Raw genomic sequence first — 22067 nt, forward strand, 5'->3', positions numbered from 1 at the left:
AGGGCTCTCCCGAGCGCCTTAGTCGTAGTTACCAGCTAGCTTGCCGGAATGTTGCTCCGCGCGGCGGTGAATATACATTGTGAAATCGCGTACGGGGTAACGACCAACCCACAAAACAGCAACTTTCTTAGCGTCCTAAATAAATTTTCAGGAACTCATAAATTTCTTCTTCAGTTGGCGGACATCCTTCCAGGTGGTGGGTGAAGTGGCGGGTGCAGTGGCCGATTCCCAGGGTGCCTTTCTGGTTTCGGTAGCCTTGACCAATGGAGATTCGGGTGGTCAGGTTTGAAAGGAGGCCTTCTTGCTTCAGGCGGTCAAGGGCAGGAATCAGGTTGCCGTAACAGGCGCTGCAGGATTCTACTTCTTCTACAGCGTCGGCAAGCTCTACCACTTTCCGTGACTTGGGAATGGGAGCGCCGGGGTTACCGTCGAGGGCATTGATGTCGGCCTGGCGGATGTCGGCACAGCCAACGCCAAGAGCAGCAGCCTTTGTAATGTAAGGAACTTCTTCTGGCTGATAATACATCATGTCGCAGACATAGGCATCCATAAGAACCGGATCCACTGCTGCCAGAACACGGTTTATTTCCACAGGATTGCCGCCGTCCTCGAAATCCAAGTCGCCGCAAATATTGTCTACCACGATGAAATCCTGGTGGATAGCAAGGCCCAGGTGGGCAATGGGGTCATGAAGACCTAATGCGTGAAAACGGCGCTTCTCAGAATTAGGGAGAAGACCTTTCATGTTCTTCAATGCACAGGTGATTTTGGTCTGACAGTGACCTTTTAGTACCGGAACATTAATAAGGAAGTCCAGGTCAAGGACACTTTTGCAGATGTTTAAGGTCATATCGCCACATTGTACAGGCACACCCTTTTCCTTTTGCATGTCAAGGAACGGAACGTTATATTTTTCACAGAGGGACTTGAAACCACAGACTTCGTAGGATTCGGAGGTCTTATCTCCTACCCAGGAACCTTCCATGATCACCAGCTTGGAAAACCCTTTTTCCTGAAGATATTCTACGATTCCGGCGACTACCTCCGGGTGAGTGGTGCCGCCCCAGTAGGCTTCCATGGGGGCGACCAGGTTTGGCTTGATGCCGATCCGCATATTGTACAAACCAAATTCTGAATTCTGTTTTTCCACAGAATCCGAAGAATAAAAACAGTCCACTTCTGCTTCAGAGTTGTCAATAAGACTGCTCTTTGTTTCAAACTTCTTCTCTATCTCCCCTGCCAGATCACACGCCTCCAGCAGTTCTTTCGTCATCTCCTTATATTCAGTTCCGCATTTTATAAAAATCTGATTCTTCTTCATTTCCGGATCAGTACTCCTTTTTCTCCATAATCTTTAAGGATATTGTACAGGAAATCAGAAGCATTAGCAACATAAGAACAAACAGCATCGCCAGACAGACTGGGATTCCAAGGTTCCAAATGCGCAGGCCCAGATTTTTCAGACCTGAAAAATCCACTTTCATTTTCTGGCATAGTTCTACGCCAATCCATCCTACAGCCATGATGCCAAATACAAGAACAAGCAGCACCAGCCTTCCTGTAGAGCTTCCATATTTCAACTGTACCGGAAACACAACCGCATTTGCGAAAACAGCAAGAAAAAGACCGGCAGCTGCAGAAGCGATCAGTTCTTCCCAGGACACCTTACGATATCCGGAAGCATTTACGCCAATTACAATTGCAACAGCAACAGCCCACAATACCGTGACCATCCCTGCACCCAGCAGATACTTCTCCTTCACATATTCTTTCCTGCTGATAGGAAAAGTAAAAATATAAGGCATACCATTATCCATATCATCACTTGCTATGGTATTCAGTGCCATAACAGCAGCCAGAACAGACACATAACTGATTAGAAAAGAAGGACCTGCGGAAGTACTAAGGAAACAGAAAATGGCTATAATATATACGCCAATGAACGTTTTCATGTTTCCCCTCATAATTTCCATGTCTTTTACAAACATACCTTTCATAATACTTCCCCCTTGATCATCATGGTAATAACCTTGTCCACAGACCCACGTTCTATTGCAAGCTGCGGGTAGTTCTCCACATAAAATGCACGCTCATCTGTGAGACAGCTGTAGCCGTATTGCTCCTTCTTCACCTTGAGAATATGCTGCTTATCAAGCAATTCATATTGCTTCTCGTCAGCCTTGATAAGACCATATTCATCCAGCAGCACATCTGTATTCTCATGAAGCACGATCTGGCCCTTATCAATCATATAGATATCATCACACAGGCTCTCCAGATCTGAGGAAATGTGGGAGCTGATCAGAATACTTCTTCCTTCCGTCTCCATATATTCCCGAAGGAGTTCCAGAATGCTGTCCCTAGCAATCACGTCCAGACCGGCTGTAGGCTCATCCAGAACAAGAAGCCTGGCATCAAAGCTGGTGGCTGTCAGCACTTTTAACTTTGCTTTCATTCCTGTGGAAAACCCTTTCAGTTTCTTATCCATGGGGATGGAAAACTGGCTGCACCGCTTCTCAAACATCTCCCGGTCAAATTTCTCATAAGTCTCTGTCAGAATATGCACAATCTGTTTCACGGTCAGACAATTTGAAAAACCGCTGTCAGAAAGTGTCGCGCCTATATCCGCTTTCTCTTTTTGGGAAATCTGCTCCATATCCTTATTAAACAGACGAATCTCTCCTGCATCAGGATGAACCAGCCCCAGAATAACCTTAAAGGTAGTAGACTTCCCTGCTCCATTGGCTCCGATCAGACCGGTGATCTGTCCTTCTTCTATTTCCATACTTACATCCAGGGAAAATCCAGGATAATTCTTCTGCAAATTCTTCAAACTCAGCAGCATATCTACTCCTCCATAATAAGCTCAAACAGTTCCCGGATTTCTTCCTCAGACAATCCGCTGATCCGCGCTTTCCGAATCACTTCCTCCAGTTCTGTCTCAATCTCCCGCTTCCGCTCTTCCATAAGAAGTCCCTGGTTATTCTTGGCAATAAAGCTGCCTTTCCCATGCACCGTAACCACGAACCCCTCTTCCTCCAGAAAGTCATACGCCTTCTTCACCGTAAGAGCACTAATCTTCAGCTCCTTCGCCAAAGTTCTCACAGAGGGAAGCATTTCCTCTTCCTTTAACGTCCCGTCAATGATCATCGCCTTAATCTGATCTGTGATCTGCTCATAAATTGGCTGCATCGACGAGTGATTAATTATGATCTTCATGTGACTCCTCCTTATGTAAACAGTATATAACAGCACTATACTGTTGTCAAGTGTTATACGCTGTTTATTTTCACTTAATTCATAGTTACTTTGAACAATCAGCCTGGGATGGGCGAGTTTGTTTATGGAACCTGCAATCGACGACGGAGTAAAATCCCGTTTTTTGACGTTGTCCGCAACATACTGTCCCTCCCAGGCGTCCGCCTTCGCTACACAAAAAAAGACGTGCATACCTGAGTCTAAACTCACATACACACGCCAATATTTTTATTCAGCTTTATTAAACACTTCTTTATCCACAGCCCCATTCTGGCAAGCCACAATGGTCGTACAAACAGCATCACCTGTAATATTAACCGCTGTTCTCGCCATATCCAGAATACGGTCAATACCCATGATAATACCGATCGCCTCAACTGGAAGCCCGACAGAATTAAATACCATAGTCAGTGTAACAAGACCAACACTTGGAATACCAGCAGTACCAATAGACGCCAGTGTAGCCGTTCCGATTACCGTCACATAATCCATTGGAGTCAGATGAATTCCAAACGCCTGTGCTGCAAACATAACCGCAACACCCTGCATGATCGAAGTACCATCCATGTTGATAGTCGCACCAAGAGGAATGGTAAAAGAAGAAATCTTTTTGGAAACCCCCATCTTCTTGTACAGCGTATCAATAGAAAGCGGAATAGTCGCATTAGAGGTTGCAGTGGAAAAGGCAAAGGCCATAACCGGGAAAAACTTTCGGATAAACTTTACCGGATTCAGGCCCGTGAACACCTTCAGCAAAATCTGGTATACACCAAAACACTGGATTGCCAAAGCGATCAGAACTGCGATCATATATTTTGCCAGAGGCACAAATGCGCTGAAACCAATGGTTGCAAAGGTTCTTGCGATCAGACTGAATACACCAATAGGAGCCAGACTCATAACCATCATGGTCATTTCCATCATAATATCATTAAACTGGCTGATAAAGTTGGAAACGGTCTCCGCACGCTCCCCAAGCTTTGCCAGGATCACACCAATGATCAAAGCAAACACTATGATCTGAAGCATTTCCCCACTTGCCAGGGACTTGATGGGGTTATCCGGAATGATATTGAGAATAGTCTGAACCAGAGAGGTAGACTCCATAGTCTCAATATCGGAAGCATTTACCTGGATCTTACTCATATCAAGACCAATTCCCGGTCTCAAAAGAGTTCCGATTCCAAGGGCAACTGCAACTGCCACCGCTGTTGTGACCAGATAAAATGCAAGTGTTTTTCCACCTACATTTCCCAGCTTCTTAGTATCACCGATAGCCATACTTCCACATACCAGTGAGCAGAAAACAAGTGGTACTACCAGCATTTTCATAAGGCGGATAAAGCCCTGTCCCAAAACGTACAGCACTCCTTCAACAATCACATCATTCTTCACACTGCTATCCGGCACCAGGTAATGAAGAACCATTCCTGTGATTGCTCCGGCGATCAGCGCAATAAAGATCATACTGGTTAAGCTGATCTTCTTTTTCTCTTTTACATTCTTTTCTTTCTTCGCACTCATCTTAGCCCTCCCGTTTTTCTTTCATAAATTCTTCCAGAGAATCCTTCCAGCCAGGCATCTCATATACATCGATAATGCGAAGGATAAAATTGTCCAGAACTGCATATGCAGGTCTGGCAGAAGAAAGATCAGACTGCGGGGTAGGTACCGGATTCAGCTGCTCCTCTTTGCCTGCAAGGCGAAGTATCTCCTTTGCAAATTCATAACGATTGCAAACACCCTGACAGGTTGCATGATAGGTTCCGTACTCATTGGTGCGGATCAGATGCAGGATAATTCTTGCCAGATCTTTGGCACTTGTAGGGGAACCATACTGATCCTCGGCTACAGCAAGAGCTCTGCCCTGATCTGCAGCCTCCAGAACACGGTTTACAAAGTTATTTCCCTTTCCGAAGACCCAGTTGCTTCGGATGATAAAGTGCTTGTGGGTAAACTCCTTCACATAATTCTCCCCGGCGCACTTGGATTTTCCGTAAACAGTCTTAGGATTTGTATTGTCAAACTCCGTGTACGGCTTCTGTGCCAGACCGTCAAAAACATCGTCTGTGGAAAGCTGCACCATCTTTGCCCCTGTTTTTCTTGCTACAAGGCTTAAGTTGCGGGCGCCTAAAGCGTTTACACGAAATGCTTCCTCCGGCTGCTTCTCGCAAAGTTCTACATCTGTGATCGCAGCACAGTTGATGATCACATCCGGACGGTTGATCTCTCCAAAATGGAGAACTTCGTCTGTTTCTGTAATATCAAGCGCATTTTTGTCTGTATTCAAAACTTCAATTTCCAACGGATCCAGCACTTCATTAATTGCCTCGCCAATCTGGCCTTCAGATCCTACGATCCATACTTTCAGCATGTTTTCTCCTCCTTTTCACACGATAAATAATATTCTAACAAGCCAGGCCATACACTGTCAAGAAAAAGATTGCGCCCTTTTTCCCAATCTGAAAATTGAATTTCCAAAACAGCTCTTGACATCTTGAATTTCCCAATCATACCTTGTATAATTTTTGCCAAATGAACAGGGAAGGATTCAGAATATGAAAAGAAAAGTAGGGAAACGAAAAAAGCAGCTGCAGCAAAAATATTTCTTCCGAAGACTTCTTCTTACAGAAGGGATCCTGATCATTGCAGCAGTAATTATACTGGGAGGAGTTTTCCTCGTAAAAAGGATACGGGAAAATGTAAATACAGTTTCCATGGTTGGGGAAGCCAGCGGTCTGGACATGGATGACTCCAATTCTCTTGCCGCTGTAAAGGCTGCAATGGCAAGACCGGCAGAATTTTCTCCTAAGTGCGTAGATTCCACCAGACCATCTTTACACATAGAAACCACATGCATTGAGGTGGACGGACAGATACTTGCCAATACTTCGGATTATACCTCCACAGATACTCACGCCTTCGATGCCGGGATCAGCTACACAGATGTGAATGGAATCGTCACCTTCCGCGGAAACAATTTCCGTGACACTGCAGCCTATGGCAATACACAGATCAAAAATGGAAAAATCCAGGATCTCTGGACAGCAAAAACCGGCTCTATTACTTACGGAGATGCCACCTGGTCCGGAAGCGGCTGGACCGGACAGCCTCTTATGGAAAAATGGTCCAGAGAAGTAAAGAAGTCCATGAATATGTACGACTGGGCAAAGAAAAAAGACGATCTTGTAGAAGTGATCTATGCCTGCATGGACGGCTATGTGTATTTCCTGGATCTGGAAACCGGCGAGGCTACCAGAGATCCCCTTTACCTTGGTTTCACCTTCAAAGGAGCAGGTGCACTTGATCCCAGAGGTTATCCAATTATGTATGTGGGCGCAGGTTATGACAGCAATGAAGGCACTGCCAGGGTCTTTGTTGTGAATCTTCTGGACTGCAGTGTGATGTATACCTTTGGAAATAATGATGAATTTTCCCTTCGCGGAAATTTAAGCTACTTTGATTCCTCTGCCCTTGTGGATGCTGCCACAGATACCCTGATCTATCCAGGAGAGAACGGAATTCTTTATCTGATCAAGCTGAATACCAGTTATGACCCGGAAGCAGGCATCTTGTCCATCAATCCGGATCATATTGTGAAATGGCGCTACTACGGAACACGTACCAGCGTAGGTTCCTACTGGCTTGGTATGGAGGACAGCGCAGCCATCTATGACGGTTATCTTTTTATTGCAGATAACGGCGGCAATCTGATGTGCCTGGATCTGAATACCCTGCAGCTTGTATGGGTGCAGGATATTCTGGATGACTCCAACTCTACTCCTGTTTTGTCTGTGGAGGACGGACACCTTTACCTGTATGTCAGCACCTCTTTCCGCCTGGGCTGGCGAAGCAGCACCACAGCAGAGGTTCCTGTCTGGAAAATTGATGCGGAAACAGGAGAGATCATCTGGCAGACCTCTTACGACTGTTCCTCCGAGGACAGTGTTTCAGGCGGTGTACAATCTACCATCGCTATTGGAAAAGAAGAATTGTCGGATAACATTTATGTGACGGTTGCCAGAACCGGCGGACAGGCACAAGGTGTACTTGCATGCATTGATAAAAATACCGGGAAAGTAAACTGGGAGCATGAATCTGCCTATGCCTGGTCTTCACCTGTATGTGTATACAATTCGGATGGTAGCGGAAAGGTTCTCTACTGCAACAGCACAGGACATATTTATCTTCTGGATGGAAAAACAGGAGATGTTCTTGACTGCCACCAGATCAGTGAGGGAGTCATCGAAGCATCTCCTGCTGTATATCAAAGTTATATGGTTGTGGGAACTAGAGATTGTAAAATATGGGGGATGGAACTGCAGTGATACGGTTCCTCCCCCATTTTATTTATACGATAGGTGAACCAAAGTTCGTGCTTGTACGAAAAACCTTGGCGACTGACGCGATAACGGGCAAAACTCGCAGAGCGTGTTTTGTCTCATTTACTCGATAGGCGAGCCAAACTCGCGCAGCGTATTTATCGCGTTTACTCCGATTTAATCGCCCAGCGCATTTTCGTAGACCGTGCGCGTCCATTCTGGGCACATTCCTGGGCTGACGGACGGATCACGTCTCTGGAATAATCGGAATAAATTCCCTCCTTGTATCCAGCCTTCAGCGCTTTCTTCACCAGCTTATCCTCTCCTGAATGGAACGTAAGGATTGCTGCTCTTCCTCCGGGCTTCAGTGCTCCCGGCAGCTTCTCCATAAACTCATACAGAACCTCAAACTCCCGGTTCACATCAATCCGAAGGGCCTGGAAGGTACGCTGGCAGGTCTTTTTGATGGTCTCCTTCTTCTCTTTTTCTGGAAGGAAATCCAAAGTTTTCTCAATGACCTGGCGAAGCTTTGTGGTGGTATCCATGTGGTTTCCCTTGCGGATCTCATCTGTGATTGCCTTGGCAAGCTCCTCACAATATGGCTCATCTGAATTTTCATAAAGCATTCCTGCAAGCTCATCCCGGGTAATATGTTCCAGCCGCTCTGCCGCACTGATCCCGGCTTCCTGATTCAGGCGCAGATCCAGAGGTCCGTCTGCTTTGAAGGAAAAACCTCTCTTGGGATTATCAATCTGCATGGAGGACACACCGAGATCAGCAAGAAGGAAATCAAAACCTCCCACTTCTTTGGCAATCTCATCAATGGTACAGAAATTCTGAAGTTTAATGGTCAGAATATCCTCACCGAAGCCAAGATTTTCCAGTCTTTTCTTTGTCTTGGCTGCTTCCTCATGGTCTACGTCAGTGGCATACATATGTCCCTGTCCCTGCAGGCACTGAAGCATGGCCTTTGTATGGCCACCGTAGCCCAGTGTGGCATCAAAGCCAATCTGTCCTGGTTTGATCTCCAGAAAATCAATAATCTCTTTTACCATAATAGAAATATGCATACCTGCCGGGGTATTACCTTTTTGCATTACATGCTGAATGGTATCCTGGTATTTCTCTGGCTGAAGTTCTTTATATTTCTCCTCAAATTTCTTCGGGTATCTGCCTTTGTAACGCACTCTGCGCTTATGAGGCTGCTGCCCCTCCTGCACACTCTGCGCATTCTCATGCTGTCTGTTCTCTTTTTCCTGTGACATTCTGATCTCCTGTATCTTTTTATCTGTTGCCATCTACCAATTTCGCAGAAAAATTCTTTATGCCGGAATTATCACCCATTTCGTAAACAGCAACTTTCATTTGCTAATTCTGCCGCATCATCACATCAATGTTTCCAAACTACAGCTAACATCTTCTGGAATTACCCCTGCTTCCGTTTCTCCAATTCCATACTGATTTTCGAAACAAACAGATCAAACGCCACGTCATTCTTTCCGCTGTTGATCACAATATCAGCCTTGGAACGAGTGGGCTCTACATAAAGGTAATGCATAGGTTTCACTGTATTTAAGTACTGTTTAATGATTCCATTCAAGTCTCTTCCCCGCTCTTCCACATCACGGGAAATCCGGCGGAGGATACGCTCATCGGCGTCAGCTTCCACATAGACCTTAATATCAAGGAGCTCACGCACTCTGGGATCTGCCAGAAGAAGGATTCCCTCCACAAGTATCACCGGACTTGGGGTGATATGAAGGATCTTGTCTGAACGGTTATGTTGGGAATAATCGTAAACCGGACAGTCAATAGCTTTCCCCTGCCTCAGAAGCTTCAGATGCTCCACCAGAAGCTCTGTCTCCAGGGAATCCGGATGGTCGTAATTCACAGTCACACGCTGCTCAAAAGGGATTCCATCCTGTCTGCGGTAATAATTGTCGTGATAAAGGACTACTACGTCATCTCCAAAACGCTTTTTAATTCTGTTTGTAAAAGTAGATTTACCGGAGCCGGAGCCGCCGGCAATTCCTATAATAAGACTTTCCATATTCTTCTCCTACCTGTCAAGATCAAATTCTTCCGGCATAAATCTCGGACAAATGTTCTCTGAGGTACAAATTACAGTTGAGGAAAGACGGGTACCAATGGCACATGCCTCTCTCATTGTTTTTCCATAGGTAAGGCCTACGCACACACCTGCAAAAAAGGCGTCTCCCGCGCCTGTGGTGTCAACCACATCTACCTTCATAGCTGGATAAACGCCCCAGTTTCCTTCCTGATCTGCATAAGCTGCACCATCACTTCCCATGGTAACCACCATCTTTGGAATATGGGCGGACTGGATCCTTTTTGCCAGACACCGGGCCATTTCTTCAGTTTTCAAGTCACCGTAATCCTCAGAAAACAGGATGCCCGCTTCCTGCTGGTTGCATACAAAGCAGGCTGTCCGCCTTAAGAAGTCACGTCTTTCGATTGCAATGGTCATATTCGATACAAGAGCGTATACTTTTTTGCCGTATTTCTCTGCATAGTGAAAGGTCTTCTTCACAATTTCCTTGTCAATATCGATCTCGATCACAACACTGTCCGCATCCTGGAAAATTTCATCTCCGTGTTCATCCAGGATCTGCTCTATAGGGCGATGGTCCGGACGTTTGGAAATAGATGCCACCACATCTCCGTCCTGGTCAAAGACAGCCAGCCAGGTTCCCATGCCGTTTTTTACCTTACGCATATATCTGGTATCTACTTTATGACGCTCCAGTTTGCGGATCACATCATCCCCCATAGCGTCGTCATCTACCAGACTGACAAAGGTTGGTTTCAACTCTATATTGGCAATATCTTCCACTACATTTCTTCCTACGCCGCCGTGGATCTGCTGGATCACACCGGCATTTCTTCCTCCAGGAATAAATGGTGCTGTGGAATACCCTTTCACATCGATAAAAACATCACCGATTACAACAATTCCCATATTATTACTTTTCTCCTTTGTTACGTGATACCTTTTGGTTTGCGCTGCCTCTTATGGAACCCGCACTTCCTTGCGGCTACATACCGGCTATGATTTCTGTCACCAGCTTTTTAAAAGATTTCGCCACTCTGTCTGCAGTCTCCTGAACCTCCTTGTGGTTCAGCTCCTGCTTCGAAATGCCAGCTGCCATGTTGGTGATACAGGAAATTCCGCACACTTCAATTCCCATATGACGGGCTGCCATTGCCTCACATGCAGTGCTCATTCCAACTGCGTCACCGCCCCATATAGCTGCCATTCTCACTTCAGCCGGAGTTTCATAGGCAGGACCTGTAAACTGCACATATACGCCCTCCTGGAGATCTATACCGCATTTTTCTGCACTGGCACGGATTACCTCTCGCAATCGTTTGCTGTATACCTCACTCATATCCGGAAATCTGCTTCCCAGTTCCTCAATGTTCGGTCCGATCAGCGGACTCGGAATTCCTGTGGTAATGTGATCGGTGATCATCATAAAATCACCTGGTTTAAAATTCGGATTCACTCCACCGGCTGCATTTGTAAGAAACAGCTTCTTCGCCCCCATCATGCCCATCAATCTGGTGGGAAGAACTACATCCGTCATTGGATAGCCTTCATAGTAATGCACTCTTCCCTGCATGATCACAACCGGCACATTTTTCACATATCCAAATACAAATCTGCCTTTGTGACCTGCAACTGTGGAGGTTGGAAAGCCCTCAATCTCTGTATAGTCAATGGTGGTTTCAATCTGGATCTCATCTGCATAATCTCCAAGGCCGGATCCCAGGATCAGCGCCACTTCCGGTTTAAAATCTGTCTTTTTTCTAACACTTGCAAGGCAAGTCTCTAATTTCTGATATAAATCGCTCATGTACACCTTCTCCTTTATCTGCAGCTATCCGGCTTATTGCCAGGACAGCTTATAACATTATTGTTTTCCGTTTATACGTTGCCGATTTTCTCATCCACAGTCCGCTTCAGCCTTTCGTACTGCTTCCTGTCGATACAGATCTGATTTCCTTTTTTCACGATCAGCTGTTCTGCCTGAAACTTCTTGATGGCGCGGCTGATGCTTTTCAGGCAAAGGCCTGTCTCATCTGCCAGATTCTGCCGGCTTTCGCCGATGCATAAAATGTCATTTTTGTTATATTTTTCAAACCATTCCGAAAAAAGTACAGCTAATCTGTCAGCCCCTTCCAAAAACAGGTACAGACGGTTCCGCCGCTCTTCCTCCAACAGGGAAGCACAGGTAAGCTTTGCCTCCATGCGAAAAGCTTCCGTATCTGAATAAATCCATTTCTCATACTGCGCTCTTGGAAGCTTGGTAACAATACACTCTGTCTCTGTCTGCAGGGTGGTCTGGTAGGTATCCTGTCCCAGGATCACTTCCATACCACCAAGCGCAATGAGATTCATGGGCTTCATAAAATCATAGGCAATACCGGAAATCCGGTAATCTGTGGCTTTTACTCTTCCTCTGGCAACAAAGAAAATCGTATCTGCCGGTTCATTTTCCCTGATAAAAGTAGTTCCGGCTTCCATTATCTCACTCTGAAACAGGTCCATAAGCCATAATGGCGCAGTACGGAAATAAGCCTCAAATTGTTTCTGTTTCTCACGTTCCAGTTCACGAAGGAATGGAAGTACATCGTGTAAATAAGTGTGTTTCATATGATTTCCTCATTTTCTGCCATGTGCTGCAAATCATTTGTTTCTATCCGGGTTCTGTCGCAAAAGCAGACAATCTCCCGGATGAGCAACAGCTATCCAATAACTGTCTTTTCTCTTTTAACATAATTTCTCGAGAATGGAATGTCCGATGGTTCCTTCCGGCATTTTCACCTCAAAATTATCTGCAACAGACGCACCAATAATGGAAAAAGTATCCTCATTTTCAAGGGCGCCACCCTCTTTCATGGTCTTGGAATAAGCCAGGAAGGGAACGTACTCTCTGGTATGGTCGGTGCCGCTATAGGTGGGATCATTCCCGTGATCTGCGGTAAGAATAAGAAGGTCATCCTCCCGAAGCTCTTCCAAAAGAACGCCCAGGTTCTTGTCAAACTTCTCGATTTCCTTGCCGTAGCCTTCCACATTTCGTCTGTGTCCCCACAGGGCATCGAAATCAACCAGATTCACAAAGCAAAGTCCCCTGAAGTCTTCTTTGCAGATTTGGATGGTCTGCTCCATGCCGTGTACAGAGCTGTCAGAATGATAGGTCTTTGTAATTCCTTCGCCGCAGAAAATATCGTTGATCTTCCCTACACCGATCACATCCAGCCCATTATCCTTTAACACATTTAATGCAGTCAGACCTGTTGGCTTCAAAGCATAGTCATGACGATTACTGGTTCGCCTGAACTCACCTTTCTTTTTGCCAACATATGGTCTGGCGATGACACGGCCTACACGCCATTCATCCTTCAGTGTAATTTCTCTTGCAATCTCGCAGCAGCGATACAAATTCTGAAGATCAAAGGTTTCCTCATTTCCGCAGATCTGAAGAACAGAGTCGGCTGAAGTATACACGATCATGGCACCTGTATTGATTTCTGCTTCCCCAAGCTCTTCAATGATCTCCGTTCCGCTGGCGCTCTTGTTTCCAATCACGCGCTTGCCGCAGCGCTTCTCCAGTTCCGCAATCAGCTCCGGCGGAAAGCCGGCGTCTGTGAAAGTCTTAAACGGCTTCTCTGTCTTAATTCCCATCATTTCCCAATGGCCGGTCATGGTATCCTTACCATTGCTGGCTTCGCCTACGCGCATGTAACGGCCAATCGGCTTCTCCACACCTTGCATATTTCCTGCCGGATGAAGATTTAACATTCCAAGCTTCTTAAGATTTGGTATTTCCAGGGAGCCCATTTTATCCAGAATATGTCCGAATGTATCCACTCCCACATCCCCGAATTTCTCTGAATCCGGCATGGCACCGATTCCCAGAGAATCCAGAACGATCACGAAAATCCTTTCATATTTTTTCAAAATAAAATCCCTCGTTTCCAATATTTTATCCTTTTATTCCCAGTTCAGAATATAATCTCTCTTTCACCTCATCGGTGGCAAATGCCGTATCCACTGCATTCTTCATCATCAGCCGTATCTCTTCCTCCTGAATGCCATACGTGTTCTGGATGAACTGAAGCTCTTTGGTAAGGCTTGTGTTGCTCACTGTACGGTTGTCCGTGTTTATGGAAACCTTCAATCCTGTGTTCAGAAATTCCCGGATGGGATATTCTGACGGACTGTTTACCGCTTTTGTCTGAAGATTGCTGATAGGACACATTTCAATTCCAATGCCTCTGTCAGCCAGCTCTTTTTGAATATTATAATGGCCTCGCATGGCGATTCCATGTCCGATCCTGCCGGCTCCCGCTTTTACAGCATCCACAATGTTCTGTACGCTTCCACACTCTCCTGCATGAAGGGTAAAGGGCATCTCCAGCTTACGGGTGTTCTGAAAAAGCTCCATAAACTGTGCCATGGGATATGCTGCTTCCGCACCTGCCAGATCCGCTGCACACACACCATAGCCCAGATATTCACGGGCTGTTTTTATCATCCGGCTGTTGTCCTCCTGGCTGTGATGACGCATGGCACAGGTAATCACACCAAACTCCGTTCCAAAATCTGCTCTGCCCCGCTCAAGGCCTTTTAATACTGCCTCGATCACAGCACGGCAGTTCATTCCGGAGGTCTCTGAAAGAAGAGGTGCAAAACGGATTTCTGCGTAGCGTACATTTTCCTGGCTCATGGTGCGAAGTACATCGTAGCCAGCTGCCTCAAGCCCTTTTTCATCCATAATACACTGACCCGGAAGCGAAAATTTCTCCAGGTATTCTGCAAGACTTGTGCAGTCATCAGACACGCTAAGCTCTTCCGGCTGTACCCTTCTTCCCAGCTGACTCTCCATGAACTCCCGGCTTAAAGACCCGTCCAGATGACAGTGAAGCTCTGCCTTGGGTAGTGCTTTTAATTGTTCGATTGTCATATTTTTTCTCCTGCAATTCTTTATGCTGCTTTATAACTGCCGGATTCAATGCCAGATCACTCTGTTTCCGGCATTTTCCAGCATACTTCATAATAATATTCTTCGGTCAGCATCTTTCACTCCAGATTAGATGGTCCGAATCCTAACGGCAGGAGCTCCTTTAGTGTATACACAGCATAATGCTCTTTATCAACCGCCAGAATGACCTGGAAGGTTTCCGGGTTGCAAAACTCCATCATGACCTGTCGACACACGCCGCAGGGAGCTGTATATTCTGTGAGCACGCCAGCCTTACCGCCAACGACACAGATTGCCTGAAATTCTTTCACCCCTTCGCTTACTGCCTTAAAAAAAGCGGTACGCTCCGCACAGTTTGTGGCTGTGTACCCGGCATTTTCAATGTTGCAGCCTGTGTAAACCTGCCCGTTTTTTGCAAGGAGGGCTGCGCCTACTTTAAAATTGGAATATGGTGTATAGGAATATTTCAGCTGGTGTATTGCTGTATCAATCAGATGGTTGATCGTCTCTTTTTCCATTTTCACACCTCTCTTATCATTCACATTTTCTGATTGTCATTGATAACATAATGCTCTTCTCGATGAACGTCGTTATAATCTGATCAATTCCGGAGACAGCATCTGTTCGCCTTTACAATCAATGACCTGATCAATATCCTGTGGCTTTCTCGTTCTTTACAATTTTTATAATCCGGCTGGTTCCCAGTCGGTCTGCACCAAGTGCAAGGAACTTTTCTGCATCCTCCAGGGAAGAAATTCCGCCTGCTGCTTTCATTTTTACATTTGGTCCGATATGTCTGGAGAAAAGCTCAATGTCTGCAAAGGTTGCACCCGCGCCACCAAAGCCGGTAGAGGTCTTAATATAATCTGCGCCTGCTGCTGTTACGATCTGGCACATTTTAATTTTTTCCTCGTCTGTGAGGAAGCAGGTTTCAATGATAACCTTCAGGATCTTGTCACCGCATGCAGCTTTTAAGGTGCGGATCTCGTCCTCAATCAGGTCATATTTCTGATCTTTCAGCCAGCCGATATTGATTACCATATCGATTTCGGAAGCACCATTTGCAAGAGCATCTTTTGTTTCGAATTCCTTGGCTGCTGTTGTCATGTAGCCATTTGGGAAACCGATAACCGTGCACACTGCCATTTTTCCATTCATGTATTCTGCTGCCTGTTTTACATAGCTTGGCGGAATGCATACGGATGCAGTTCCGTATTCCATCGCATCGTCACAAATCTGTTTGATTTCTTCCCAGGTAGATGGCTGGAGAAGAAGGGTATGATCCACATGTTTTAAAATCTCTTTTACGTCCATTTATTTTCCTCATTTCTGTTATCACTTTATATTGCCCCAGAGCGTATCTGAAAAAGGCTTTCTATAAGAAGTGCGTCACAATTTGCTGGTAAAATTCATATCTATTCTTTATTTAATTATCCAATAGTATTTTAAAGATTCTTTCACCTTGATTCCTTATATCGTAATCATAAAGCTCACTTGCTTTTGATTACGAAGTCATGGGCTTAATTCGATGAATCTTCCCTGATCAGCTTTCTCACAGCCTCAACAGCCACCTGGATTGCCATATCTGTATCATGCACAACCGGATTATCCAGTCCCAGCTTCTCTCTTTCCTGATTTGCAAGCACAAGGAAACAGGAGCCAGCTCTGGCACGAAGCTTGCCAGCTGCGATAAAAAGCGCTGCAGATTCCATTTCGGAAGCAAGACAGCCCATTTTCTTCCAGGCCTCCCATTTGTTGAGCAGCTCATAACCAACTGGCATTGCTTCAGGCTCATGCTGTCCGTAAAAAGCGTCTTTGCACTGGACAACACCTGTATGACAGGAAAGTCCTTTTTCTTTCGCAGCTGCCACAAGGGCGTTTGTCACGTCCAGATTAGCTACTGCCGGATACTCTATGGGGGCATATTCCCGGCTGGTTCCCTCCATACGGATGGCACCTGTGGCAATTACGATATCTCCGCTTTTTACCTCAGGCTGCATACCGCCGCAGGTTCCAATGCGGACAAAAGTATCTGCGCCGCACCGGGAAAGCTCTTCCATGGCAATGGAGGCAGACGGTCCGCCGATTCCGGTGGATGTCACGCTGACTTTCACGCCGTCCAGGGTTCCTGTATATGTGATATATTCTCTGTTGTCTGCAATGAGAACCGGGTTGTCAAAATACTGGGCAATTTTCACACACCTTTTCGGGTCTCCCGGCATGATCACATAGCGGCCAACTTCCCCCTTTGCAACCTGGATATGATACTGCCTGCTGGCATCTTCAGAATAGTTTTTCATAGTATATCACCTCTGTCCCTTATCGTACGGAATACCTTCCGCCTTCGGTGCCCTGGAGTTCTTGGATACAAACACCAGAACGATCAGGGAAATAATGTACGGGAACATATTGTACAGTGTACTTGGAAGCTTCAGTGCTACCAGAGCATCAAATCCGGTGTAAACGTTTGACAGCGCACGGAAAAGACCGAACAGAAGGGCTGCCAGTCCGATGTTTACCGGCTTCCACTGTCCGAAGATCATAACAGCAAGGGCAAGGAAACCAAAGCCGGCAACTCCGTTCTCAAATTTCCACTCACTGACTCCTGCTGTAATATAAACCAATCCTCCCAGGCCGCCAAGCGCACCAGAAATCAGAACACCTGCATATCGCATTTTGAAAACATTGATACCAACCGAATCTGCAGCCTGCGGGTGCTCGCCGCATGCCATCAGACGAAGTCCGAATTTTGTTTTGTATAATACAATATATGATGCAATAAGAATCAGCAGAGCAAAAAGCATAAACCAGCTGAATTCAAACTTGCCAAATCTTATCAGAAATGCCTTCTTCGCCACCTTGTAAGCTACCGTAGAGGATACGTTGTCCGGATTTTCCGCCATATTGATGGCTCTTACGATAACAACGGCTGCTGCCGGTCCAAGAAGATTCAAGGCCGTACCAACCAGTGTCTGGTCTGCATTAAAATGAATGGCAGCCACACCAAGGAGCATGGAAAATATCATTCCCACAATCACACTTGCCAGCACAACCAGTATGATCACAACTGCTGCCGGAGCGGAATCCGGAAGATACTTCATCATCAGGGCACCGCCAAGTGCACCCATAACCATAATTCCCTCAAGACCAATGTTGATAACACCGCTGTGCTCGGAAAAACAGCCACCAAGTGCTACGAGAATCAATACAGAAGCAAATATTAATGTATACTGAATCAATAATAACATTATTTTTCTCCTCCTTTTGCAGCTTTTTTCTCATCTCTCCTGTCGAGATAACGGTTTAACCAGAGTTTGAAGAAGAATACAAATCCACACAGATAAATGATAAACGCAGAGATCAGATCAGAGATCTGTGCACAATACATGGTCTTATCCACATAACTTCCACCGCTTGTGATGTGCTGGATAAAATAAGAGGAGAAAATTGCTCCGATGGGGTGAAGGCCACCAAGGAAGGCTGCTGCGATTCCATTAAAGCCCATGCCCGGAACCGTTGTCTGCTGAACCATCCAGGTCTCAATTCCGCTGAGATAGAAAACAGCTGCACCAAGCCCTGCAAGACCGCCGGCGATCATCATGGTTACAATGGTATTTCTCTTCTCTTTCATGCCGCAGTATTTTGCAGCATTTTTGTTCATACCTGTTGCGCGAAGCTCAAAACCGAATTTTGTTTTTTCCAGAAGTACCCACACTACGATCGCCATTACCACAGAAATAATAAGACCAATGGATACGAATTTGTTTCCGGAAAAGATCTCGTCCAGCCCACAGTTGGGAAGAAGAGCGCTCTTATTGCCGCTGGAAAGATCTACGGTGTACGGAGTAGACTCGGATTTCACCTGGGTAAGAAGCATATTTACCACATACAGGGAAATCCAGTTCAGCATGATACAGGAAATAACCTCGTTTACATTGAAGTAAGCCTTCAGTGCACCGGAGATGCCGCCTACCAGGGCTGCGATCACGATTGCTGCGATCATGCATACATACCAGGGCATGCCAAGCTTTAACGCAAAATACAGGGAAGCTCCGGCTCCAACTACATACTGTCCTGCTGCTCCAATGTTAAAAAGTCCAACCTTGTAAGCAAACAGAACGGACAGGGAACACATCAGAAGTGCGGAAGCCTTTACCAGTGTGGTTCCCATATACTTCATCATAGCCTTCTGGCTTGGATAGTAAAAATAATTCTTGATAATTGCAGTAATCGCACCCGCAGCTCCTGCAGGATTGATAATAAGAAGTACCAGATAACCAATGAGAAGACCGATCACAATGCATAAAAGAGAGGCAATGATGGTCTGAACCGCATTGTTTCTCAGAATGCTTTCTTTCTTTTTGGATTCATTATTCATTGCTCTTCGTCTCCTTTCTCTTTGATCCTGCCATGTAAAGACCAAGTTCCTCTACTGTTACTTTCTTCGGATCAAATTCTCCTACGATTTCACCTTCGTACATTACCAGAATCCTGTCTGATACATTCATAACCTCATCCAGCTCCAGACTGATAAGAAGAACGCCTTTGCCTGCATCTCTTGCCTGTACCAGCTGTTTGTGAACATGCTCGATTGCTCCAACATCCAGTCCTCGGGTAGGCTGAACTGCGATCAAAAGCTCCGGATTCTTATCGATTTCACGGGCAATGATTGCTTTCTGCTGGTTTCCACCAGACATGGATCTTGCCTTGGTAATGGCCCCCTGACCGGAACGGATATCGTACTGTTCGATCAGGCGGTTGGCATATCTGCGAATCTCTTTGCGTTTCAAAAAGCCAAATTTATTGGTGAACTGTGGTTCGAAATATCTCTGAAGGACGATGTTGTCTTCCAGGGAATAATCAAGTACCAGGCCATGCTTGTGACGGTCTTCCGGGATATGACTCATACCGGAGGTAAGGCGCTCACGGATTGGCATGTGAGTAATGTCTTTTCCATTCATAGTGATGGTGCCGCTCTTCAGTGGCTCCAGACCGGAAAGCCCATAGACAAATTCAGTCTGGCCATTTCCGTCGATTCCGGCGATACATACGATCTCACCTCTGTGGACCTGAAGAGAAACGCCGTTGACTGCGTTATTCTTATGATGCTTGGAAGCAACCACCATATCCTTGATATCCAGAACAACTTCACCGGGCTTTGCTTCTTCTTTCTCTACAACGAAGTTTACGTCTCGTCCAACCATCATGGCAGAAAGCTTCTCCGGGTTGGTATCCCTGATGTCTACAGTTCCGATGCATTTTCCCTTACGAAGAACTGTACAGCGGTCTGCAACCTGCATGATCTCACCAAGCTTATGGGTAATGAACAGAATGCTCTTTCCCTCTGCTGCCAGATTCTTCATAATCTGCATAAGCTCCTGGATTTCCTGCGGAGTAAGTACTGCGGTAGGCTCATCAAAGATCAGGATCTCGTTGTCACGGTAAAGCATTTTCAGGATCTCGGTTCTCTGCTGCATACCTACTGTGGTATCCTCGATAATGGCATCCGGATCTACAGAAAGACCATATTTTTCGGAAAGGGCCATAACCTTTTTACGTGCGCCCTCTTTCTGAAGGAAACCATTTTTTGTGGTCTCAACACCAAGGATAATATTATCCAGAACGCTGAAGCATTCTACCAATTTGAAATGCTGATGTACCATTCCAATTCCCAGGTCATTTGCTTCGTTTGGATCTTTGATCTCAACTTTCTTTCCATCTTTGTGGATCTCACCCTCTTCTGGCTGATACAGACCGAACAGAACACTCATCAGAGTGGATTTACCTGCTCCATTTTCGCCAAGCAGAGCGTGAATCTCACCTTTTTTTAACTGAAGTGTGATATTGTCATTAGCGATGATTCCGGGAAAACGCTTGGTTATTCCCAGCATTTCAATTGCATATTCACTCATCTTCGCTTTCTCCTTTTTTCATGGCAGATTCACAGCCAGAAAGCATAGGTACTTACAAAAGTAAAAAAGGGAAGTGGCCACTGCTCACTCCCCTTTTTATCACTGCATGGCCATTCTTCATGTTAAGACCAGTCTGCTTTCCTGTCGGAACCCTACCCGTGATTTATAATTGCATTTACTATGCGGAGTAGTTGGTTGTCTTATTTGATGCTGCCGTAATCATTTACTGTGATCTCAGTCTCTGGCATTGCTGTGATATCGCTGCTTACTTCAATCTCGCCATTGTATAATTTCTTTACAAGATCTTTGTAATCATCTACAGTGAAATTATCATCCCACTGGGTTGTTTCCATTGGGAGCTGTACGTAGTTGTCTTCCGGGTTCTCAGATACAAGACCAAGGTTGTCAATCTTTCCAGCGTAATCAGATTCCCAGCTGCCATCTTTAATCGCATCGAGCGCAGTCTTTACAGTCGGTGCAAGACCCTTCATAGCGGATGTAACAGTGATGTCCTCGCCGATGATTCCGGACTGGTCAGAGTCAACACCGATTACCTTGCCATCCACTTTCGCTGCTGCTTCTGCTGCAGATGTGTAGATTCCACCGCCGCATGCGAATACAACTTCTACGCCCTTGCTTCCGTACCAGGTATCCATGTAAGCTGTGATGTCTGCGTCGCCGTAGAACTGTCCGCCGCATACATACTCAAGCTCAACGTCACTTGTGATTCCAAGCTCTTTGGCTGCTTCGTCTACGCCCTGAACATATCCATATCCAAAACGGGTAACAGCCGGTACAGACATACCGCCGAGGAATCCAAGATGCTTGTATCCAAGCTTCACAGCTGCATATCCAGCCATGTATCCGGAGATCTCTTCCTGATAAGTACAGCAGTAAACATTGTCTGCATTGTAGTAATCGGTCACTTCATAATCATCCGGATTGTAGGTGTATCCTTCGCCAACACCTTTCTCACAGATATCGCCTGCACTTACATCTGGTGCAATAAACTTCACGTCCGGATACATCTCAGACTGCTCTACGATAGTAGCTGCGAACATATATCCCGGAAGTACGATCACGTTAGCTCCATCTGCTACAGCCTGGTCAACACTTGCGTTACGTGCCTCATCAGAGTCGCTCTCTGGTTTATAATAGTTGAACTCAGAACCATTCTCTTCGGACCACGCCTTACATGCCTCGTAAGTGGTCTGGTTAAAGCTCTGGTCTGTAATATCACCGGAGTCAGTTACCATGGCGATCTTCATATCTCCAGCCTCAGCCTTCACCTCTGTCACTCCGTAGGCTGGTGCAAGGGAAAGTGCCATTGCACCTGCAAGAACCATAGCTGCAATTCTTTTCTTCATATAATTTTTCCTCCTTTTTTGAAATTGGCTTTGTTATCTCTACAATGACATATGTCTCACTTTTAAAACAGGACACATGTCCCTTTTTCTATATTTATTTTCATTTTCGTACAAAAAGGAGATTTTTTCAAGTGTTTTTTAGTATATTTTTTCAAATCAAAAAGCTATTAAAAGACATATGTCCTTTTTATCTTTCAT

The 22067-nt window shown here is 45.7% G+C and carries 21 protein-coding genes; 1 reads left to right on the top strand and 20 read right to left on the bottom strand.

Annotated elements, in window-relative coordinates; translation table 11 throughout:
- Positions 1–127 precede the first annotated feature (127 nt).
- The 6 genes from LIQ05_RS14795 to rfbD form a co-directional block, all read right to left on the bottom strand.
- Positions 128–1321 carry a DUF362 domain-containing protein gene (locus LIQ05_RS14795; RefSeq protein ID WP_226821907.1) on the bottom strand — a complete coding sequence of 398 codons (1194 nt, stop codon included), beginning with the start codon at positions 1319–1321 and terminating at the stop codon, positions 128–130.
- 7 nt (positions 1322–1328) lie between these two features.
- Entirely contained in the window at positions 1329–1997 is a 669-nt protein-coding gene (locus tag LIQ05_RS14800; RefSeq protein ID WP_226821910.1) for an ABC-2 transporter permease, read from the bottom strand.
- Positions 1994–2842 carry an ATP-binding cassette domain-containing protein gene (locus LIQ05_RS14805; protein WP_226822024.1) on the bottom strand — a complete coding sequence of 283 codons (849 nt, stop codon included), beginning with the start codon at positions 2840–2842 and terminating at the stop codon, positions 1994–1996. Before LIQ05_RS14805 ends, LIQ05_RS14800 begins: the two co-directional genes overlap by 4 nt.
- Before the next feature lie 5 nt (positions 2843–2847).
- On the bottom strand, positions 2848–3219 hold the full coding sequence (locus LIQ05_RS14810; RefSeq protein WP_117853413.1) for a GntR family transcriptional regulator: 372 nt from the start codon (positions 3217–3219) through the stop codon (positions 2848–2850).
- A gap of 267 nt (positions 3220–3486) precedes the next feature.
- The gene (locus LIQ05_RS14815) at positions 3487–4782 is read right to left on the bottom strand and encodes a dicarboxylate/amino acid:cation symporter (RefSeq protein ID WP_226821913.1); all 1296 of its coding nucleotides are present in this window, start codon (positions 4780–4782) and stop codon (positions 3487–3489) included.
- Position 4783: 1 nt separating this feature from the next.
- Positions 4784–5632: a dTDP-4-dehydrorhamnose reductase gene (gene rfbD / locus LIQ05_RS14820; protein WP_118578604.1), complete on the bottom strand. Its 849-nt coding sequence runs from the start codon at positions 5630–5632 to the stop codon at positions 4784–4786.
- 184 nt (positions 5633–5816) lie between these two features.
- On the opposite strand from rfbD, the gene LIQ05_RS14825 reads away from it, so the two are divergent.
- Positions 5817–7586, top strand: coding sequence for a PQQ-binding-like beta-propeller repeat protein (locus tag LIQ05_RS14825; protein WP_226821916.1), 1770 nt, complete (start codon positions 5817–5819; stop codon positions 7584–7586).
- Positions 7587–7747: 161 nt separating this feature from the next.
- On the opposite strand, the gene rsmH is transcribed toward LIQ05_RS14825, so the two are convergent.
- The 14 genes from rsmH to LIQ05_RS14895 form a co-directional block, all read right to left on the bottom strand.
- A complete protein-coding gene (gene rsmH, locus LIQ05_RS14830) occupies positions 7748–8845 on the bottom strand; it encodes a 16S rRNA (cytosine(1402)-N(4))-methyltransferase RsmH (protein WP_226821919.1) in 1098 nt (365 codons plus the stop codon).
- A gap of 161 nt (positions 8846–9006) precedes the next feature.
- Positions 9007–9630: a uridine kinase gene (udk, locus tag LIQ05_RS14835; RefSeq protein WP_173716872.1), complete on the bottom strand. Its 624-nt coding sequence runs from the start codon at positions 9628–9630 to the stop codon at positions 9007–9009.
- 9 nt (positions 9631–9639) lie between these two features.
- Positions 9640–10560, bottom strand: coding sequence for a carbohydrate kinase family protein (locus LIQ05_RS14840; RefSeq protein ID WP_226821922.1), 921 nt, complete (start codon positions 10558–10560; stop codon positions 9640–9642).
- Positions 10561–10636: 76 nt separating this feature from the next.
- A complete protein-coding gene (locus tag LIQ05_RS14845; RefSeq protein ID WP_226821925.1) occupies positions 10637–11458 on the bottom strand; it encodes a purine-nucleoside phosphorylase in 822 nt (273 codons plus the stop codon).
- Positions 11459–11529: 71 nt separating this feature from the next.
- Complete coding sequence (locus tag LIQ05_RS14850) at positions 11530–12258, bottom strand: Crp/Fnr family transcriptional regulator (RefSeq protein ID WP_173719031.1); 729 nt, start codon at positions 12256–12258, stop codon at positions 11530–11532.
- Between the two features lie 117 nt (positions 12259–12375).
- Entirely contained in the window at positions 12376–13566 is a 1191-nt protein-coding gene (locus tag LIQ05_RS14855) for a phosphopentomutase (RefSeq protein ID WP_226821928.1), read from the bottom strand.
- A 25-nt stretch (positions 13567–13591) separates the two neighbouring features.
- Positions 13592–14572 (bottom strand): adenosine deaminase, encoded by a 981-nt coding sequence (gene add / locus LIQ05_RS14860; RefSeq protein WP_226821931.1) that lies wholly within the window; start codon positions 14570–14572, stop codon positions 13592–13594.
- A 116-nt stretch (positions 14573–14688) separates the two neighbouring features.
- Entirely contained in the window at positions 14689–15108 is a 420-nt protein-coding gene (locus LIQ05_RS14865) for a cytidine deaminase (protein ID WP_226821933.1), read from the bottom strand.
- A gap of 130 nt (positions 15109–15238) precedes the next feature.
- Positions 15239–15904, bottom strand: a complete 666-nt coding sequence (deoC, locus tag LIQ05_RS14870) for a deoxyribose-phosphate aldolase (protein WP_226821936.1) — start codon at positions 15902–15904, stop codon at positions 15239–15241.
- Between the two features lie 206 nt (positions 15905–16110).
- On the bottom strand, positions 16111–16890 hold the full coding sequence (gene udp / locus LIQ05_RS14875) for a uridine phosphorylase (protein ID WP_118578624.1): 780 nt from the start codon (positions 16888–16890) through the stop codon (positions 16111–16113).
- 6 nt (positions 16891–16896) lie between these two features.
- Entirely contained in the window at positions 16897–17838 is a 942-nt protein-coding gene (locus LIQ05_RS14880; protein WP_226821939.1) for an ABC transporter permease, read from the bottom strand.
- A complete protein-coding gene (locus tag LIQ05_RS14885; protein ID WP_226821942.1) occupies positions 17838–18968 on the bottom strand; it encodes an ABC transporter permease in 1131 nt (376 codons plus the stop codon). Before LIQ05_RS14885 ends, LIQ05_RS14880 begins: the two co-directional genes overlap by 1 nt.
- Complete coding sequence (locus LIQ05_RS14890) at positions 18961–20502, bottom strand: ABC transporter ATP-binding protein (protein WP_226821945.1); 1542 nt, start codon at positions 20500–20502, stop codon at positions 18961–18963. Before LIQ05_RS14890 ends, LIQ05_RS14885 begins: the two co-directional genes overlap by 8 nt.
- 200 nt (positions 20503–20702) lie before the next feature.
- Positions 20703–21869 (bottom strand): BMP family lipoprotein, encoded by a 1167-nt coding sequence (locus LIQ05_RS14895; protein WP_173770473.1) that lies wholly within the window; start codon positions 21867–21869, stop codon positions 20703–20705.
- Positions 21870–22067: the final 198 nt, after the last annotated feature.

Origin of the sequence: Blautia glucerasea (genome assembly GCF_020537505.1) — a bacterium.
GTDB lineage: Bacteria > Bacillota > Clostridia > Lachnospirales > Lachnospiraceae > Blautia_A.

Bases quoted from the DNA above. Each gene is read 5' to 3' on its own strand.
- LIQ05_RS14795 (WP_226821907.1), bottom strand. From the start codon at position 1,321: ATGAAGAAGAATCAGATTTTTATAAAATGCGGAACTGAATATAAGGAG.
- LIQ05_RS14800 (WP_226821910.1), bottom strand. From the start codon at position 1,997: ATGAAAGGTATGTTTGTAAAAGACATGGAAATTATGAGGGGAAACATG.
- LIQ05_RS14810 (WP_117853413.1), bottom strand. From the start codon at position 3,219: ATGAAGATCATAATTAATCACTCGTCGATGCAGCCAATTTATGAGCAG.
- LIQ05_RS14815 (WP_226821913.1), bottom strand. From the start codon at position 4,782: ATGAGTGCGAAGAAAGAAAAGAATGTAAAAGAGAAAAAGAAGATCAGC.
- rfbD (WP_118578604.1), bottom strand. From the start codon at position 5,632: ATGCTGAAAGTATGGATCGTAGGATCTGAAGGCCAGATTGGCGAGGCA.
- LIQ05_RS14825 (WP_226821916.1), top strand. From the start codon at position 5,817: ATGAAAAGAAAAGTAGGGAAACGAAAAAAGCAGCTGCAGCAAAAATAT.
- rsmH (WP_226821919.1), bottom strand. From the start codon at position 8,845: ATGTCACAGGAAAAAGAGAACAGACAGCATGAGAATGCGCAGAGTGTG.
- udk (WP_173716872.1), bottom strand. From the start codon at position 9,630: ATGGAAAGTCTTATTATAGGAATTGCCGGCGGCTCCGGCTCCGGTAAA.
- LIQ05_RS14840 (WP_226821922.1), bottom strand. From the start codon at position 10,560: ATGGGAATTGTTGTAATCGGTGATGTTTTTATCGATGTGAAAGGGTAT.
- LIQ05_RS14845 (WP_226821925.1), bottom strand. From the start codon at position 11,458: ATGAGCGATTTATATCAGAAATTAGAGACTTGCCTTGCAAGTGTTAGA.
- LIQ05_RS14850 (WP_173719031.1), bottom strand. From the start codon at position 12,258: ATGAAACACACTTATTTACACGATGTACTTCCATTCCTTCGTGAACTG.
- add (WP_226821931.1), bottom strand. From the start codon at position 14,572: ATGACAATCGAACAATTAAAAGCACTACCCAAGGCAGAGCTTCACTGT.
- LIQ05_RS14865 (WP_226821933.1), bottom strand. From the start codon at position 15,108: ATGGAAAAAGAGACGATCAACCATCTGATTGATACAGCAATACACCAG.
- deoC (WP_226821936.1), bottom strand. From the start codon at position 15,904: ATGGACGTAAAAGAGATTTTAAAACATGTGGATCATACCCTTCTTCTC.
- udp (WP_118578624.1), bottom strand. From the start codon at position 16,890: ATGAAAAACTATTCTGAAGATGCCAGCAGGCAGTATCATATCCAGGTT.
- LIQ05_RS14880 (WP_226821939.1), bottom strand. From the start codon at position 17,838: ATGTTATTATTGATTCAGTATACATTAATATTTGCTTCTGTATTGATT.
- LIQ05_RS14885 (WP_226821942.1), bottom strand. From the start codon at position 18,968: ATGAATAATGAATCCAAAAAGAAAGAAAGCATTCTGAGAAACAATGCG.
- LIQ05_RS14890 (WP_226821945.1), bottom strand. From the start codon at position 20,502: ATGAGTGAATATGCAATTGAAATGCTGGGAATAACCAAGCGTTTTCCC.
- LIQ05_RS14895 (WP_173770473.1), bottom strand. From the start codon at position 21,869: ATGAAGAAAAGAATTGCAGCTATGGTTCTTGCAGGTGCAATGGCACTT.